Annotated in this window: 14 protein-coding genes and 1 tRNA gene; 7 read left to right on the forward strand and 8 right to left on the reverse strand. The window is 63.5% G+C overall.

Features of this window, described 5'->3' with window-relative positions:
- Positions 1–397: 397 nt before the first annotated feature.
- A tRNA-Ser gene (locus L21_RS06120) sits at positions 398–482 on the reverse strand.
- Positions 483–533: 51 nt separating this feature from the next.
- Between L21_RS06120 and L21_RS06125 the strand changes: the two genes are divergently transcribed.
- The gene (locus L21_RS06125; RefSeq protein WP_074369615.1) at positions 534–737 is read left to right on the forward strand and encodes a thiamine S protein; all 204 of its coding nucleotides are present in this window, start codon (positions 534–536) and stop codon (positions 735–737) included.
- 1 nt (position 738) lies between these two features.
- Here the strand turns inward: L21_RS06125 and thsA are convergent, their stop codons facing one another.
- The 5 genes from thsA to L21_RS06150 all read right to left on the reverse strand — a co-directional run bounded on the left by thsA (position 739) and on the right by L21_RS06150 (position 5,460).
- Positions 739–2,328 carry a thermosome subunit alpha gene (gene thsA, locus L21_RS06130; protein ID WP_074369616.1) on the reverse strand — a complete coding sequence of 530 codons (1,590 nt, stop codon included), beginning with the start codon at positions 2,326–2,328 and terminating at the stop codon, positions 739–741.
- Between the two features lie 213 nt (positions 2,329–2,541).
- A complete protein-coding gene (locus tag L21_RS06135; protein ID WP_074369617.1) occupies positions 2,542–3,156 on the reverse strand; it encodes an orotate phosphoribosyltransferase-like protein in 615 nt (204 codons plus the stop codon).
- Positions 3,157–3,177: 21 nt separating this feature from the next.
- Positions 3,178–3,633: an NOB1 family endonuclease gene (locus L21_RS06140; protein ID WP_074369618.1), complete on the reverse strand. Its 456-nt coding sequence runs from the start codon at positions 3,631–3,633 to the stop codon at positions 3,178–3,180.
- Positions 3,630–4,616 carry an RNA 3'-terminal phosphate cyclase gene (rtcA, locus tag L21_RS06145; RefSeq protein ID WP_074369619.1) on the reverse strand — a complete coding sequence of 329 codons (987 nt, stop codon included), beginning with the start codon at positions 4,614–4,616 and terminating at the stop codon, positions 3,630–3,632. Before rtcA ends, L21_RS06140 begins: the two co-directional genes overlap by 4 nt.
- Positions 4,603–5,460 carry a ribose-phosphate diphosphokinase gene (locus L21_RS06150; RefSeq protein ID WP_074369620.1) on the reverse strand — a complete coding sequence of 286 codons (858 nt, stop codon included), beginning with the start codon at positions 5,458–5,460 and terminating at the stop codon, positions 4,603–4,605. Before L21_RS06150 ends, rtcA begins: the two co-directional genes overlap by 14 nt.
- 81 nt (positions 5,461–5,541) lie before the next feature.
- Between L21_RS06150 and lonB the strand changes: the two genes are divergently transcribed.
- From lonB to L21_RS06175, 5 genes are all read left to right on the forward strand, one after another.
- Positions 5,542–7,479 (forward strand): ATP-dependent protease LonB, encoded by a 1,938-nt coding sequence (gene lonB / locus L21_RS06155; RefSeq protein WP_074369621.1) that lies wholly within the window; start codon positions 5,542–5,544, stop codon positions 7,477–7,479.
- 6 nt (positions 7,480–7,485) lie between these two features.
- The gene (locus tag L21_RS06160) at positions 7,486–8,814 is read left to right on the forward strand and encodes a TldD/PmbA family protein (RefSeq protein WP_074369622.1); all 1,329 of its coding nucleotides are present in this window, start codon (positions 7,486–7,488) and stop codon (positions 8,812–8,814) included.
- Entirely contained in the window at positions 8,811–10,103 is a 1,293-nt protein-coding gene (locus L21_RS06165) for a TldD/PmbA family protein (protein WP_074369623.1), read from the forward strand. The genes L21_RS06160 and L21_RS06165 overlap by 4 nt, the downstream gene beginning before the upstream one ends.
- Positions 10,104–10,367, forward strand: a complete 264-nt coding sequence (locus tag L21_RS06170) for a pro-sigmaK processing inhibitor BofA family protein (RefSeq protein ID WP_074369624.1) — start codon at positions 10,104–10,106, stop codon at positions 10,365–10,367. It begins immediately after the preceding gene.
- A gap of 600 nt (positions 10,368–10,967) precedes the next feature.
- Positions 10,968–11,522, forward strand: a complete 555-nt coding sequence (locus tag L21_RS06175; protein ID WP_074369625.1) for a ferric reductase-like transmembrane domain-containing protein — start codon at positions 10,968–10,970, stop codon at positions 11,520–11,522.
- Between the two features lie 62 nt (positions 11,523–11,584).
- Here the strand turns inward: L21_RS06175 and L21_RS06180 are convergent, their stop codons facing one another.
- Complete coding sequence (locus L21_RS06180) at positions 11,585–12,265, reverse strand: KaiC domain-containing protein (protein WP_256712517.1); 681 nt, start codon at positions 12,263–12,265, stop codon at positions 11,585–11,587.
- 11 nt (positions 12,266–12,276) lie between these two features.
- Positions 12,277–13,113: an RAD55 family ATPase gene (locus L21_RS06185; protein ID WP_074369627.1), complete on the reverse strand. Its 837-nt coding sequence runs from the start codon at positions 13,111–13,113 to the stop codon at positions 12,277–12,279.
- A gap of 269 nt (positions 13,114–13,382) precedes the next feature.
- Here L21_RS06185 and L21_RS06190 point away from each other — a divergent pair, with 269 nt between their 5' ends.
- Positions 13,383–14,993 carry a type II/IV secretion system ATPase subunit gene (locus L21_RS06190; protein ID WP_074369628.1) on the forward strand — a complete coding sequence of 537 codons (1,611 nt, stop codon included), beginning with the start codon at positions 13,383–13,385 and terminating at the stop codon, positions 14,991–14,993.
- Positions 14,994–14,999 lie beyond the last annotated feature (6 nt).

The raw sequence follows: 14,999 nt of genomic DNA on the forward strand, positions 1-14,999 counted from the left end.
AAATATCATCTTTTGGAAATATCCCCGGCCGGCAGCGGTACCGGTGTTTCAGGGTATTTCGGACTCCGGGTGCACAGTTCCTGGACCTGTGCCGGAGCGCTCGGGAGGATAAGGCAAAGGAGTCTGAATCTCTCGGGGGGAGCTCGCCCCCGGAAGATCCCGCCTCGTCATCCATTCATCGGACGCTGCCGCTAGATAGATCGGGAATGCCGCACGCCAGGGGATACCGGCGAGATATCCCCCGCTCATCTCAGGGATCAGCACCCCGAACCCCATAGCGGCTGCCTGATAGCCGAACCGAGGACTCCGGCGCGGGCGATGCTGAAGAGGTCTGTCTGCTAATATTGCGTACAGGGAATTGCGATGAACTGCTTGAACGTTGAACTCTCAAAACGGACGCCGAGGGGGAGATTTGAACTCCCGAGGTGCCAGGCACCAGTGGCTTTCGAGGCCACCGCCTTCCCGGACTAGACTACCTCGGCACAGAATCAGCCTAGAGTATTTAGGCTCTACGACTATAATAGTATCGAGATATGCTCTGTCGATTCACCCTTATCCCGGACGGCGACGTGCTGGTCTACCGCGGGCGGCCGGGCGACACGTATGAGACCGCCCTCCTCTCCTTCGGGCTCAATCCGGATACGGCGCTGATATTCCGTCGCGGACGGAGCGTTCCGCAGGACGAAGAAATAACAGGGGAAGAAGCCGGGATCTTCCTGGCCTCTTCGCGCGGGTGACTTATTGTGCGGCCGGCTTTCCGGTCTGGGTGATCATCATGTCGTCGACGCGGACGAGGAGCATGGCCGTCTCGGTCGCGCTCTTAATCGCCTGGGTCTTCACCCGCTCGGGCTCGATGACCCCGGCCTCAAGCATGTCGACGATCTCGCCGGTGTAGACGTTGAGCCCGGCGTACTTCGCGCCGTCGGCGTGGGCCTTCCGGAGAGCGACGACCTTGTCGATGGTGTCGAACCCGGAGTTCTCCGCGAGAGTTCTCGGGATGACCTCGAACGCGTTCGCAAACGCTTCGATGGCAAGTTGGGCCCGGCCGCCGACGGTTGCGGCGTAGTCGCGGATGCGCATCTGGAGTTCGGTCTCGACCGCTCCGCCGCCGACGACAAACTTACCGTCCTCGATGGCGTCCTGGATGACCCGGGCCGCGTCGTAGACCGCCCGCTCGAGTTCGTCAAGCAGGAGCTGGGAGGTGCCGCGCAGGAGGACCGTGACGGCCTTCGGGTTGTCGCACCCGGAGATGATCGTCAGGTCGGCGTCGGGGACCTCCTCGGCTGCTTCGGCGTGGCCGAGCGTCTCCCCGGTGAGTTCCTCGGGCTTGTTGACGATGGTGCCGCAGAGTGCTCTCGCGGCGAACTTCATATCCTCTTCTTTCACGTCCTCGACGGCGTAGACGCCGTGCTTGGCAAGGTAGTACTGCACCGCGTCGGCGATCCCCTTCTGGCAGAGGACGACGTTCGCACCGGCGGCAACGATCTGCTCGGCAAGTTTCCGGAGGGACTCGCGTTCCTGCTCGGAGAACGCCTTCATCTGGTCGGAGGAGGTGATCTTGATCTTCGACTTCACCTGGGTCTTCGTGATCTCGAGCGGCTGGGCGAGCAGGGCGACTTTAGCGTCCGTGACCTTATCGGGCATCTGCTCGAATACGCGCTTCTTGTCGATGACGATGCCCCGGATCAGTTCGGCGTCGTCCATCGAGTCGCCGACCTGCTTCTTGATCTTGATATCGTCCTCGTCCACGGCGTAGGTGCCCCGGCCGGTCTCGGTCGCGACCTGCTGCACCGCGTCCACCACGATGCCGGAGATCCGGTCCTTGATCGCCTCGATGGACTTTCCGGTCATGGCGGTTCCGGCGAGTTTGATGAGGTTCTCCCGGTCGTCGGCACTGATGGCGATGGCCAGGTCATCGAGGATCGAGAGAGCCTTCTCCATGCCGAGCTGGTAACCGTTCGCGATGATGGTGGGATGAACCTCCTGGGCGAGCAGCGTCTCCGCCTCTTCCATAAGGGACCCCACGAGCACGGTCGCGGTCGTGGTGCCGTCGCCGACCTCGTCGTCCTGGGTCTCCGCAACCTCAACGACCAGCTTGCCGCCGGGGTGCTGCACGGACATCTCGTGCAGGATGGTTGCCCCGTCGTTCGTGATCACCACATCGCCGGTGGAGCTGACCAGCATCTTGTCCATTCCCCTGGGACCGAGTGTCGTCCGAACGGCGGCCGCAATTGCCTTTGCAGCCATGATATTCGAGCGTTGCGCCTCGAACCCGCGAGTGCGCTCAACATTGTCCCGTAAAATAATGATGGGCTGTCCAGCAAGCATTGTATAATCCTCCTTTGCTCGTTAGGTTTGTTCAGAGGTTCTATATAAATTAGTCGATGGTGGCCGGCCTTCCCCGGACGTCCGGACCGAACGGCGGTGATGCATCATCCGTCAGCCGCTGCTACGCGCCCGGACACCCCACACGGGGCGCCGTCCGTTTCACCGCTCCCGCTGGAGCGCGATCCGGGCGTATCGAAAAAAGTGGCGGGCCGTTCACCCGAGCCTCGATATCACGAAGAGCGAGTGGACCGGGACCCCCTCGACCTCCCGGACGCCCCGCTTGTCGAAGAGCGACCAGACCGCCATCGGCGTGGCCCCGTGCTGCCGGAGGAACGCAATCGTCTCGGAGAGCGTCGTCCCGGTCGTGACGACATCGTCGACGATGATGCACCGCTGTCCGGTGATCGCGGAGAAGGTGCCCGAGAGCGATCCGGTGGGGGTCTCGCTCCGGCTGTGCTTCGCCGGGAGGTAGACCGCGAGTTTCAGCCCCTCTTCTGCGGCGATGAGGGTGGCGAGCGGGGCGCCCGACGGCGCGATCCCGACGACTGTGTCGGGAAGGTCGTCGACGGCGCGTACGACGCTTCCTTCCGCCAGGTAGAGGAAGCGTTTGAGCATCATCATCGCCATGTCGTTTAAAAGAACGCCGTGGCTCCCTACGGCCGCCCAGTCGATGTGGACGTCTTTTGGCGCCTCCATACCCTTCTGCTGGGTGAGCAGCCAGGTGACCGTCTCCATCGAGAGACCCAGCTCGTCGGAGATCTGGCCCGGGGTGTGCCCTTCTGCCTGGAGCGCTTTTGCCTTCGTGATCAGTTCTTCGAGCGCGGACATGAAGAAAAGATATCCGGGTGATTATTTAAGTTTTCTTTTGATTGGTGCGCCGCAGATCGGGCAGTCTCCCGGCTCCTTCCAGTACCGCCCGCACCCGCTGCACCGGTAGCGCCACCGGATCGGCCGGGCTGGCCGTTGCCTGATGCTCCGGGTCTCGATGCCGAGACGATGAGCGACGTTCTGGACGGCGAAGTCGTCGGTGACGAGGACGGCCGAGAGTTCCAGCGCGAGCGCAAGGATATCCCGGTCGGTTCCGGAGAGCACCCCGGCATCTCCGGTCCGGAGCGCGGCGGCATCAACCCGCGAGAGGTCTTCCTCGCGCGGCTCCCGAACCCTGAGCCCCGCGGCCGAAAGAACCTCGAACCGGCATTTCGCGTGGGTGTCGGAGAGTTCCGCGACGACCGACGGCGTGGTCGCGATCGGGCCGTCGAGGGGGATCTCCGCAAAAAAGGCCGAGGCGTCGAGGACGAGTGTCATGCGGAGAACCTCACGGCATCGTCCTTTCGGCACCGGATCGCGTACCCGAACTCGGAGAGGAGAGAGCCTGCGGTCTCTGCGTGCATCGAGAGGGTATGGGTGCTGTACTCGCCCCCGTAGAGGGCGAGGTAGACGAGGAGCTGGTCGGCGAGATGGACGTCGACCGTGCCGGGGCTGCGGCACTCGTCGGCGAGTTCCCGTGCCGCCGTCCGGCCCACCTCTTCGGCGGGAAGCCCCCGCCTCCCGAGCGCGACGGCTCCCTTCGCACCGTTCCATGCCGTGACCGAACTCCCGACGCTTGCCCCGCTCCCGCGGGAGTCGAGGACGGCGGTGCAGGAGAGCCTGAGTTCCCGGTTCAGGAGATCGCGTGCGGCCGTTGCCTGGCGCTCCACGACGTGCGCGGGGAGGCCGGCCGAAGAGGATACGATCCCGCAGCCCGCCTCCTCCCCTTCCGGGATCGCGATCGGGGCCGGGCGGGACGGCTCCACCCTGACGCGCACCCGCCCCCCTCCGCGGGGATAATACCCCCTCTCGAGCACCGTGATCTCGATCGAGGCCCCGGCGCGGCGGAGCACCGGCGCGAGGACGTGCTCTAGGTAGTCGATGGTCGGGCTCCACGGCACCTCGGTTCCGCCCGAGACGGTGATGCTCCCGCCGGCGGCGAGGGCGACCGGGAGCCACGCCTGGACGATGAGGGGTATGCTCCCGGCGGTGCCGGGGTCGATCGCGAGGTCCGTCCGCCGGATCAGGCCGGGGGTAAACGAGATCTCCCTGCTTCCCGGCGAGAGGCCCGTGCATTCTGCGTCGCAGGCCCCGGCGACCGCCCGGACTGCGGCGATGTGCTGGGGAGCGAGCCCGGGATTCTTCCGGTTCTGCCGGATCCTCGTCACGGTGACCGGTTCGGCGGAGAGCGCCGATAAGGCGACCGCCAGACGGAGGATCTGCCCGCCCCCCTCGAGGTGTGATCCGTCAACGGTGAGCATCTTCTTTGATCGCGGTGACGATAGCGCTTGCAGCCGATATGAAACTTGAGGCGTTCTCGTAGGTGTCGCTGGAGACGACCGAAGAGACTCCCGCCGCCCGCAGGCGGGTGTAGGCGCCGCTCGTGAGCACCCCGTGGACGCAGGCGGCGTGGATGGACGCGGCTCCCTGCTCCCGGAGCATGCAGGCGGCGGTCGCGAGGGTTCCGCCGGTGGATATGATATCGTCCACGATCACGGCGTCCCGGCCGGCCGCATCGATGGTCTTCGGAGCAATCCTGACCTCCTCGCCCGAGAGCCGGGTCTTCTCGAGGTGATCGCAGTCCCACCCGCCGACCGCCGCGACGTCCGAAGCGAAGTCGATCGCGCCCTCGTCCGGGGCGAGGATCAGGGGGTTTTTCAGGCGCAGGTCGCCGATGTAGCCTCCGACGGCCGGGGCGATGGTGACGTTCTTTGCCGGGACACCGAAGTGGCTCAGCACGCCCGGGTCGTGGATGTTGACGACGTAGATCCGCTCGATGCCGGTCGAGAGGGCCCGTGCGACGGCCCGGGCGCTGATCGGTTCGCCCGGGGAGAAACGTTTGTCCTGCCGGGAGTAGCCGAGATACGGAACCACCAGCGTGTTCCTCGAATGATCGGCGGCATCGATAGCGAGAAGAGTCTGCATGAACATATCGTTGTCCACGATGCTGCTGACGATCAGGGTTTCGTCGTCCAGTTCTCCGCACTTAAGATACAGTTCCCCGTCGGGAAATCGGGTGAATTTCGTCTCGACCAGTGAGACTCCCAGTCTTTCGGCGACGCGGGCTGCGAGAACCTGGGACCGTTCCGTGCTGATTATTCTCATGAAACACCTTTGGTAGAAAGTATTTGAACGAGGATGAATAAATTATATAAGTACCAGTGCAGCAAAGAGGTAAACTCGACGATGGATTCGACGCAAACACCAGAAATTCCCAACATTGAGCTCACGAACGACGAACTGGAGGAGACGGATGTCTTTTCCGGCCTTGAGCTGAGCGCATCGTCGGATATCGACGTACCCCCGAATCTCATCGACCAGGTCATCGGCCAGGAGCATGCCGTCGAGGTGATCCGGAAGGCCGCCGTCCAGCGCAGGCACGTGATGATGATCGGCACCCCCGGGACCGGCAAATCGATGCTGGCGAAGGCGATGGCCGAGCTCCTCCCGAAAGAGGAACTACAGGACATCCTGGTCTACCCGAATCCTGAGGATAACAATAACCCCATCATCAGGACCGTCCCCTCCGGCCGCGGCAAGCAGATCGTGAACGCCCACAAGGTGGAGGCGCGCAAGAAGATCCAGATGCGGAGCACCCTCATCATGCTCCTCATCATCGGCATCATCGGCTACGCGATCATCACCTACCAGTGGCTCATGGGCGTCATCGCCGCCGCATTCGTCTTCATGGCGCTGAAGTATTCGATGCCCCGCGAGGAGGCGATGGTGCCGAAACTCCTGATATCCCACGACCCGAACACCACGGCGCCCTTCATCGACGCCACCGGTTCGCACGCGGGCGCCCTGCTCGGCGACGTCCGGCACGACCCCTTCCAGAGCGGCGGGCTTGAGACGCCGTCCCACGATCGCGTCGAGGGAGGGGCCATCCACCGGGCGCACGGCGGGGTGCTCTTCATCGACGAGATCAACACCCTCACCCCCCATTCCCAGCAGAACCTGCTGACCGCGCTCCAGGAGGGCACCTTCCCGATCACCGGCCAGAGCGAGCGCTCGAGCGGCGCGATGGTCCGGACGGAACCGGTTCCCTGCCGGTTCGTGATGATCGCGGCGGGCAACCTCGACGCCATCCAGGGGATGCACCCGGCGCTCCGGTCGCGTATCCGGGGCTACGGCTACGAGGTCTACATGCGCGAGACGATGGAGGACACCCCGGAGAACCGGAAGAAGTTCCTCCGGTTCATCGCGCAGGAGGTCAAGAACGACGGGAAGATCCCCCACTTCGACCGCGCGGCCATGCTTGAGGTGCTCCGCGAGGCCCGGCGCCGCTCGAACCGGAAGGGTCACCTGACCCTGAAACTTCGTGACATGGGCGGGTTGATCCGGGTGGCGGGAGACCTCGCCCGGCAGGAGGGCGCGGAGTTCACCACGGCAAAGCACGTCCTCGCCGCGAAATCGGCATCCCGCTCGATCGAGGACCAGATCTCCGACGAGTACATCCGGCGGAGCCGCGACTACGACATCACCGTCATCGAGGGCACCCGGGTGGGCCGGGTGAACGGGCTTGCGGTGATGGGGAGCGACTCGGGATCGGTGCTCCCCATCATGGCCGAGGTGACCCCGATCCAGGGAGCGGCCGGCACGGTCATTGCGACCGGTATGCTGAAAGATATCGCCAAGGAGTCGATAACGAACGTCAGTGCCCTCATCAAGAAGTTCACGGGGAAGGATATCCGGAACATGGACATCCATGTCCAGTTCATCGGCACCTACGGCGGTGTCGAGGGAGACTCGGCCTCCGTGACCGTGGCGACGGCGGTGATCAGTGCCATCGAGAATATCCCGGTGCGCCAGGACGTTGCGATGACCGGCTCTCTCTCGGTCAGGGGCGACGTCCTCCCCATCGGTGGGGTCACCTACAAGATCGAGGCGGCGGCAAAAGCCGGGATCAGGAAGGTGATCATCCCGCGGTCGAACCTCGACGACGTTCTGATCGAGGAGCGCTACCGCACGATGGTCGAGGTGGTGCCGGTCGATCACATCGAGGAGGTCCTCCAGAACGCGCTCGTCCCCGAGAACCGGGACGGATTCCTCTCGAAGCTCCGGAAACTGGCGGTCAACCCGACCGGTCTCTTCGATCCGAACGTCGGGCGTTCCATGGTCTGATAGGTTATGGCTGAAGTACGCTACTACGATATCCGGTGCGTACGCGGCGAGATCACCCTGGTCGATATCGACAACGGGGTGGTCGAGTCCGCGGGCACTTCATTTTTCGACAAAGCCGTGATCCGGGTGCTCGGATCGAAAGGATGGGGTGTCCTCACCCGCGATCACGTCGATATCGATTCGAAACGCGAGGTTGAGCGTCTCGTCGAAGCGGCATCGCGCCTTGCGGCCGTTACGGAGGATCACCTCGACCTTGCCGACGCGCCGCGCGGCGTGCTCCCGGTTCCTCCTCTCAAGGAAGACCCGCGGGACGTCGATCTCGAGGAGAAGACCCGGCTGCTTGCCGGGATCGAGGAGGCGGCACGCGTCGCCGGGGTGGGAAACACCCGGGCGCGCTACACCGAGGGGATCGACGCGGTCCGGTTCTTGGATTCGAGCGGGAACGAGTACTCTTACGAGGCCGTCCGGTCCGGATTCTCGGTCGTCGCCATCGCTTCCAGAAACGGGGTGATGCAGATGGGGAGCGAACGCGACCACATCACGACAGGGTTCAACCTCCGGAACAAGCAGGAGTTCGGCCGGAAGGCAGGCGAGGTCGCGGTATCCCTGCTCGACGCGAAGATTCCGAAGGGCGGGACGAAACGGGCGGTGCTCGACCCGGAGCTTGCGGGCGTCTTCACCCACGAAGCGGTCGGCCACGCGAGCGAGGGCGACCTCGTCCGCGAAGGCGCATCGGTTCTCGGCGGGAAGATCGGCGAACGTATCGGCTGTGCGGGGCTCGTCATCGTCGACGACCCCTCCCTCCCCGAGTTCGGGTTCATCCCCGTTGACGCCGAGGGCGTCGCAGTAGAGCGGACAGAGATCGTCCGCGACGGCATCCTTTCCTCCTATCTCCACAACCGCGAGACCCTTGCGGCGGTCGGGAACGGGGTTCCCGGCCACGCCCGGTCGGAGCACGGGGCGCCGCCGATCGTCCGGATGAGCAACACCTTCATCGAGAACGGCGACGCGGCCTACGACGAGATCCTCGAGGAGTGCCGGGACGGCATCCTCCTGATCGGATCAAGAGGCGGACAGGTCGACCCCGGCCGCGGCGTCTTCCAGTTCAATGCGGAGTACGGCTACCTCATCGAAAACGGCGAGAAGGCCGGTATGGTCCGGGACGTCTCGCTCTCGGGTGAGATCCTCTCGACGCTTCACAACATCGTCCTGGTCGGCAACGACCGGAAGATGAGCCCGGGATACTGCGGGAAAGGCGGGCAGAGCGTCCCGGTCAGCGACGGGGCGCCTCATCTCCTGCTCGAGAACGCAACCATCGGGGGGCGCGGCGAATGAACGGCGAAGATCTGATCGAGAGGATTCTCCGGGAGGGCGAACGCCGGGCGGACGAGGTCGAGGTCTTCTACGCCCGGGGACTGAGCGTCGCCGCCGAGATCAAGAAAGGGATCCTCGGGAACGCCGAGGAGTCGGAAGCCTGGAGCATGGCCGTCCGGACGGTCAAGGACGGGCGGATCGGGTTCTCGGCCACGAGCGACCCCGACCGGTGGAAGGAATGCCTGGACGCGGCGCTCGCGAGCGGTCGGCTCGCCACCCCGCAACAGTGGGGCGGGTTCCCGAAACCGGCCGATCTCGCGGGCACTCCTTCCGCGGCCGACGGGGATCTCGTCGTCGCGGTGGAGGATGCGGCGCGCATGGTCGCGGAGCTCCTCTCCGGAGCGGCGGAGCACCCGGTGGAAGTCGTCGGCGGGAGCGCTGATCTCGCCCGGTCGTACCTTGCTATCGCGAACTCAAGCGGCGTCTTCTACGGCATGGACCGGACGGTGGCGGCGGTCTCCCTCGAGGCGATCCGGGAGCAGTCCACGGGTTACGAGTTCGACGCCTCCCCGTTCCTCGCCGATATCGATGCCCGGTCGGTCGGCGAACAGGCTGCTTCGCTTGCCGCTCGATCTCTCGGGGGCAGCGATCTCAAGACCGGCCGCTACGACGTCGTCCTCTCCCCGATAGCGGCCGCAAGCCTCATCGGGCAGGTTCTCCTCCCGGCCCTCTCCGGGCGGAACGTGAAGGCCGGCCGGTCGTTCCTTGCGGACAAGGTCGGCGAAGAGGTCTTCGACGAGCGCCTCTCCGTCTACGACGACCCGTTTGCTCCCGGCCTCGGGAGCACGGCCTTCGATGCGGAGGGCGTCCCGACCCGCCGCCTGGTCTTCGTGGAGCAGGGGGTGCTGCGGCGGTTCGCCTACGATCTCAAGACCGGTTACCGTTACGGCGAGGGGAGCACGGGGAGCGCCGTCCGTTCCGGGAGCGAAGGGCCCGGGATCGGCGTGCACAACCTCTTCATCGACGGGCCGCGGGTGAAAGAGCCCGGCGACGAGCGGGCAATCTGGATCCACGACGTCGTGGGCGCCCATACCGCGAACCCGTTCTCCGGCGACTTCTCGGTGGAGATCTCGAACCCCTTCTGGATGGAGGGCGGGGAACCGGTCGAACCCATCCGGACGGCGATGCTCTCCGGGAACGTCTTTGAGATGCTTGCGGGTATCGGGGGGCTCGGGAATGACTCAAGACGCGTCGGACGGTTGACGATTCCATCAATACGGTTAAATAACCAGCAGATCATTGGTAAATAGATGATGGAAGAGATCCTTGCCATCCTTCTCGCGGTCGCGATAGCCGCGACGCTCTACTACCTGATGAAGAAGGCCATGACGCTCGTCATCAACGCCGTCGCCGGGCTCATCACGCTGGGGCTCCTGAACCACTTCGACGTCCTCAGCTGGTTTGGGGCACCCGACATCCAGATCAACCTGGTGACGGTTCTCATCTGCGCTCTTGCAGGGCTGCCGGGCGCCCTGGTTCTTGTCCTGCTCCACCTCGTCGGGATTGCGATCTGAGAAGGTTATCAAGGTCCGCGGGGTTTCACTCGCTTTTTGGAGGCCGGAGTTTTTCTCCAGCCCCCGTTCCCTATCTGGCCTCTACTTAAAGGGTGTCTGGATATCCTATTTCATGTGTCACGAAAGGCAAAGCGAGTAAAATCCCATTACTGTGGACCACGGGGATATTGCCCGGGGGAATGACTGTCCGAAGGACAGGAGCAGGAGTTCGAGCACTGTCAGGAGCGAGTTGGGGACAGGAGAGGGGGGGCACGCCCCCCTCCCCGTCAGCCCCACCCCCCATGGCGATACTCCCACGGAATCCGTGCCGGGGGCGCAACCAAAGGGAGGGCAGGCCGCGCGATGTGAGGGGAGCGCCCATGACTCTGTGGAATTACGTGGTCTCATGCGAGGTGCGACTGCCTGAAGGGCGAGAGCAGGAGCACCGAAAGGGCGACTTGCGACAAGCAGGATGTCTACTCTGGAGCCGTAAGATCCTCCCGTCCCCATCCGGGCCGAACCCCTTATCCCTCACCGTGAGTCTTCTGGAATTGTGGCCCCGACCCGGGCGGGTGCGCTCTTTGCAGCCGTCATCATGGCCCTGTATGCGCTTGTTGCGCGGTGGTTCTGACAGAACCCGCGGATGACCTGTTCAACGTCCTAGCGCGTCTTGCCGCCCTGTGGGGCTTTCTTTCCCTCGGCATCGCAACCCTTCTAACGCCGTTCCTCCGGGAGATCATGAAGGTCCTCGGCGGACCGTTTCTCCCGGTGCACCATACCTTCGCCGCCGTCCGTCTTCTCCTCCCCACGCTGCACCCGGTGATCATTGCCATAGGAGCGCTGATCCCTGTCGCGTTCATCCCGGTCTTCTCCCCGCGGGAGCGGTCCTGGGCGCTCGCGGGCCGGCCTGCCCTGTATCTCCTCTACATCGCGTTTGCCGGCGTGCTGCTCCGAAGAAGCATCCCGAAGTACTGGCGGTGGGTGCACGGGCTGATGTACGTCGTGCTCCTCTTCGCCGTCGTCCACGGGAACCTGATCGGGACGGACTTTGAGAACCCGATCATACGGGTGCTCTTCAATACGCTCATCGTCCTCGTCGTCGTAGCGTTCGCCCTCAAACGCTGGCGGATGGCGCAGAAGAAGAGGGCCGCGTCCGGCCGGAGGTCGAGAGCGTAGAGCCGGCCCGTCGCAGTTCGCACCTGCCGGTGCTCATGCTCCGCTTCTGCGAAGCATCGCACCTAGAACAGACTCGCCTCTGAGTAGACCGTGATCTCGTCTTCGTGGATCTCGAACGGCTTGATCTCCCGGGAATGGGCCGACCGGCGCATCTTCACGACCTCGAGGACCAGGTACACCTCGGTGAGTCCCCGGGAGCGGACATACCGGAGGAGAACCACCGTATCCGCCAGGTACTCCACGAGGCCGTACCTGCTCCCGTACTGATTTGCCGGGCTGGTCTCGCTCGTCAGCACAAGGGTGCAGTCTTCGTCCCGCATCACCTCGATGAGCCGGAACATCTCCTGCCGCCTGTCGGCCTCGTCCTCGAAGAGCCCCTCGAAGAGCGATATCGGGTCGATGATCACCCTCGAGGCGCCCGTGCTCTCGATGAGAGCGGGGAGCTCGCTCTTGATGCTGCTGACCGCGAGGTTGAAGTCGGTCGGGTCCAGCCGGAGAAGGTAGAACCGGTCGTCGAAGGCCTCCATGTCCCACCCTTTCTGCGCCATGGTGGCCTGGAGAAGTTCCTCCCGTTCTTCGAGGCTGATGTAGATCACCTTCTCGCCACGGCAGAGTCCTTCGTATGCGAACTGGAGGGCGAATGACGTCTTCCCGGTGCCGTAGGTGCCGACGATCGCGCAGATGCTCTTCTCGAGAAGTCCCCCCGAGAGCATCGCGTCCAGCCCTTCGACTCCGAAACTCACCCGGTTTGCCGTTATATCACCATCCTGATGTTCTGCACCTCGAATCCTTCCGTCGCCGAGATCGAGACGGCGAACTTCACCAGGTTCCTGGCCTCGAGGCGGGGCATTACGCCCCGGAACTTCTCGAAGTACATAACCCGCTGCCGGCGCTGTGCACCGCTCTCCTCCCAGCGGAAGAGGGCCGTGGCGTCGACGCAGTCGGCGATCTCAAGTTCTCTTCTTCTCTCCAGGATGCCGGACGTGAGCAGAAGATAGATCGTGGAGTTCCGGCGCTTTGCGGCGCGCTGCAACCCGCGCAGGAAGGCGATGAATGCATGCCAGCGTCTCCCTTCGTTGAGCGGCGGCGCGATATCGGTGAGCGAATCAAGGATAATTAAGCTGTTCCTGGGGCACTGATCGATCGCCCGGGCGAGTTCTGCAAGGACATCGCCGTTTTCTTTGCGTTGTTTCTTCTGCAGTCGTTCGATAACGCTTCCCTCCCCGTACCAGTCGGGGGGAACGATACTGGCGTCGAAGTAGAGCTCCGAGAGGTCGTGGAAGACAATCTCCTTCCCGAGGCGATCATAGAGAGCAGGATTGAACGAGAGGGCTATCTCCTTCAGGATATCCTCCTGCATCCTGGTGAACGTCACGTACGAGATGCACTCCGGGAGCAGGAGATGCTCGCCGGCCACCCCGTCCCGCTTCAGCCGGGAGAGCCGTATGAGCGACGTCTGCACGAATTCGACGTTGCCGGCACCAGGTTCCCCGAGGAGCAGCACCGCCGATCCCGGCGGAACGCCCCCTTCCAACACGGGATCGAGCGAGGCGATACCCGTCGGCACCCGTACCTGGAGAGCGTCGTGCATATCACATTGTCTATATAAGGAAAACGATTAAAGCGTTCTGGTTCTGCGCAATATCCGGAGAATCTATAACCCCCCGGGGCGCCGTCGCGAAGAAAAAGCATATTTATATTATTCGCCGCCACATTCCCTAGTATCTCAGGCCGCTCCGGGGCATCGCGACCCCGGATGGGAACTCACAACAGATGGGTCACAGAGAACATGCAGAAATCCGTCAGTAATCCAGGGATTGCGAAGATTTTTACGGACATGTTTCAGGTGCGGATGTCGCGATGATATCGGAAAGCGATAACCCGGCTTCCCGTTTTCTTGAACGCGTTCTCCGTTCCCGGAGACGCGACGTCCCTCCCGGCGAGTATAACCCTGAGGCGCACGGATTCCTCGCGGAAGCGGAGCTCTCTTCAGCTTACGAAGAACTTGAGCGCTACTGGGTCACCGAGGGCCTCGCGCTCGTCGTGATAGCCCGCAACAGAGAGACGAACCACGTCGAGTATCTTCTCTTCGAGCCGGTGCTCTCGGACCTCGAGTACGAACTCCTTGAGAGGCTCTTTGCGGACCTTCGCGACGTCCTGATCCTCGACGATCACGACCCGGCCACCGACCGCCGGGCAGTCCTCGCGAGGAAGATACAGGACCTGCTCGCGGAGTACGGCCTCGCTCTTCCCGACACTTCGATATTCCGGATCCGCTACTACCTCGAACGCAACTTCCTCGGCTGGTCGCGTATCGACGCCCTGATGAGAGATCCCGGGATCGAGGATATCTCCTGCGACGGCACGAAGATCCCCCTCTTCCTCTACCACCGGAAGTATCAGAACATCAGGACGACGATCCGGTTCGACGAGCCGGCCTTGAACTCACTCGCGATCACGCTCGCCCAGCGTTCGGGCAAACACGTCTCCATAGGGAGCCCGCTCGTAGACGCGACCCTCCCCGACGGTTCGAGGCTGCAGCTTGCGTTCGGCAATGAAGTCACCCCCCGCGGGACGTCGTTCACCATCCGGAAGTTCCGTGAGACGCCGTTTACGCCCGTGGAACTGATCGAATCGAACACCTTCGACGTCGACCAGATCGTCTACTTCTGGATGGCGATTGAGAACAACAAGAGTCTGCTCTTTGTCGGCGGCACGGCGTCGGGAAAGACCACCTCACTCAACGCGGTCGCCCTCTTCATCCCCCCTCTCTCAAAGATCGTCTCCATCGAGGACACCCGGGAGATCACGCTCTACCACGAGAACTGGATTGCGAGCGTCACGCGGGATACCGTCTCGGAGGGAACCGGCACCACCGTCATCGAGATGTTCGAGCTCCTCAAGGCCGCGATGCGGCAGCGCCCCGAGTACATCCTGGTCGGGGAGGTCAGGGGAAGCGAGGCCCAGACACTCTTTCAGGCGATGAACACCGGGCACACGACGTTCTCCACGATGCATGCAAGCGACGTCGATGCGGCAATCCATCGCCTGGGGAGCGAACCGCTCAACGTGCCGAGGAACATGCTCCAGGCGCTCGACGTCATATCGGTTCAGGCGCTCACCCACCGGGGGCGCGACCGCGTGAGAAGGTGCCGTGAGATCGTCGAGCTCACCGGGATCGACCCCCTCACCGGGAACTTCCAGGTGAACACGGTCTTCGAGTACGACCCCGTGGCCGACACGTTCTCCTATTCCGGGCGATCCCGGATATTTACCGAGATCATGGAGTATCGCGGCTGGAGCCGGAGCCGGCTCGAGGAAGAACTCCGGATCCGGCGAACCGTCCTGCTTGCGATGCATGAGCAGGGAATCAGGGACTACCGGGCGGTTGCCCGGATCATCCAGACCTGGACGGTCCAGCGCGACCGCGTGCTTGCCTCCCTTGACGACCTGGGTGAGTTGATCCGGTGAGGCCGC

This window comes from Methanoculleus chikugoensis (assembly GCF_900095385.1).
In the GTDB taxonomy this organism is placed as follows: Archaea; Halobacteriota; Methanomicrobia; order Methanomicrobiales; family Methanoculleaceae; genus Methanoculleus; species Methanoculleus chikugoensis_A.

Coding starts and splice junctions, on each gene's coding strand:
- L21_RS06125 (WP_074369615.1), top strand. CDS start 534: ATGCTCTGTCGATTCACCCTTATCCCGGACGGCGACGTGCTGGTCTAC.
- thsA (WP_074369616.1), bottom strand. CDS start 2,328: ATGCTTGCTGGACAGCCCATCATTATTTTACGGGACAATGTTGAGCGC.
- L21_RS06135 (WP_074369617.1), bottom strand. CDS start 3,156: ATGTCCGCGCTCGAAGAACTGATCACGAAGGCAAAAGCGCTCCAGGCA.
- L21_RS06140 (WP_074369618.1), bottom strand. CDS start 3,633: ATGACACTCGTCCTCGACGCCTCGGCCTTTTTTGCGGAGATCCCCCTC.
- rtcA (WP_074369619.1), bottom strand. CDS start 4,616: ATGCTCACCGTTGACGGATCACACCTCGAGGGGGGCGGGCAGATCCTC.
- L21_RS06150 (WP_074369620.1), bottom strand. CDS start 5,460: ATGAGAATAATCAGCACGGAACGGTCCCAGGTTCTCGCAGCCCGCGTC.
- lonB (WP_074369621.1), top strand. CDS start 5,542: ATGGATTCGACGCAAACACCAGAAATTCCCAACATTGAGCTCACGAAC.
- L21_RS06160 (WP_074369622.1), top strand. CDS start 7,486: ATGGCTGAAGTACGCTACTACGATATCCGGTGCGTACGCGGCGAGATC.
- L21_RS06165 (WP_074369623.1), top strand. CDS start 8,811: ATGAACGGCGAAGATCTGATCGAGAGGATTCTCCGGGAGGGCGAACGC.
- L21_RS06170 (WP_074369624.1), top strand. CDS start 10,104: ATGATGGAAGAGATCCTTGCCATCCTTCTCGCGGTCGCGATAGCCGCG.
- L21_RS06185 (WP_074369627.1), bottom strand. CDS start 13,113: ATGCACGACGCTCTCCAGGTACGGGTGCCGACGGGTATCGCCTCGCTC.
- L21_RS06190 (WP_074369628.1), top strand. CDS start 13,383: ATGATATCGGAAAGCGATAACCCGGCTTCCCGTTTTCTTGAACGCGTT.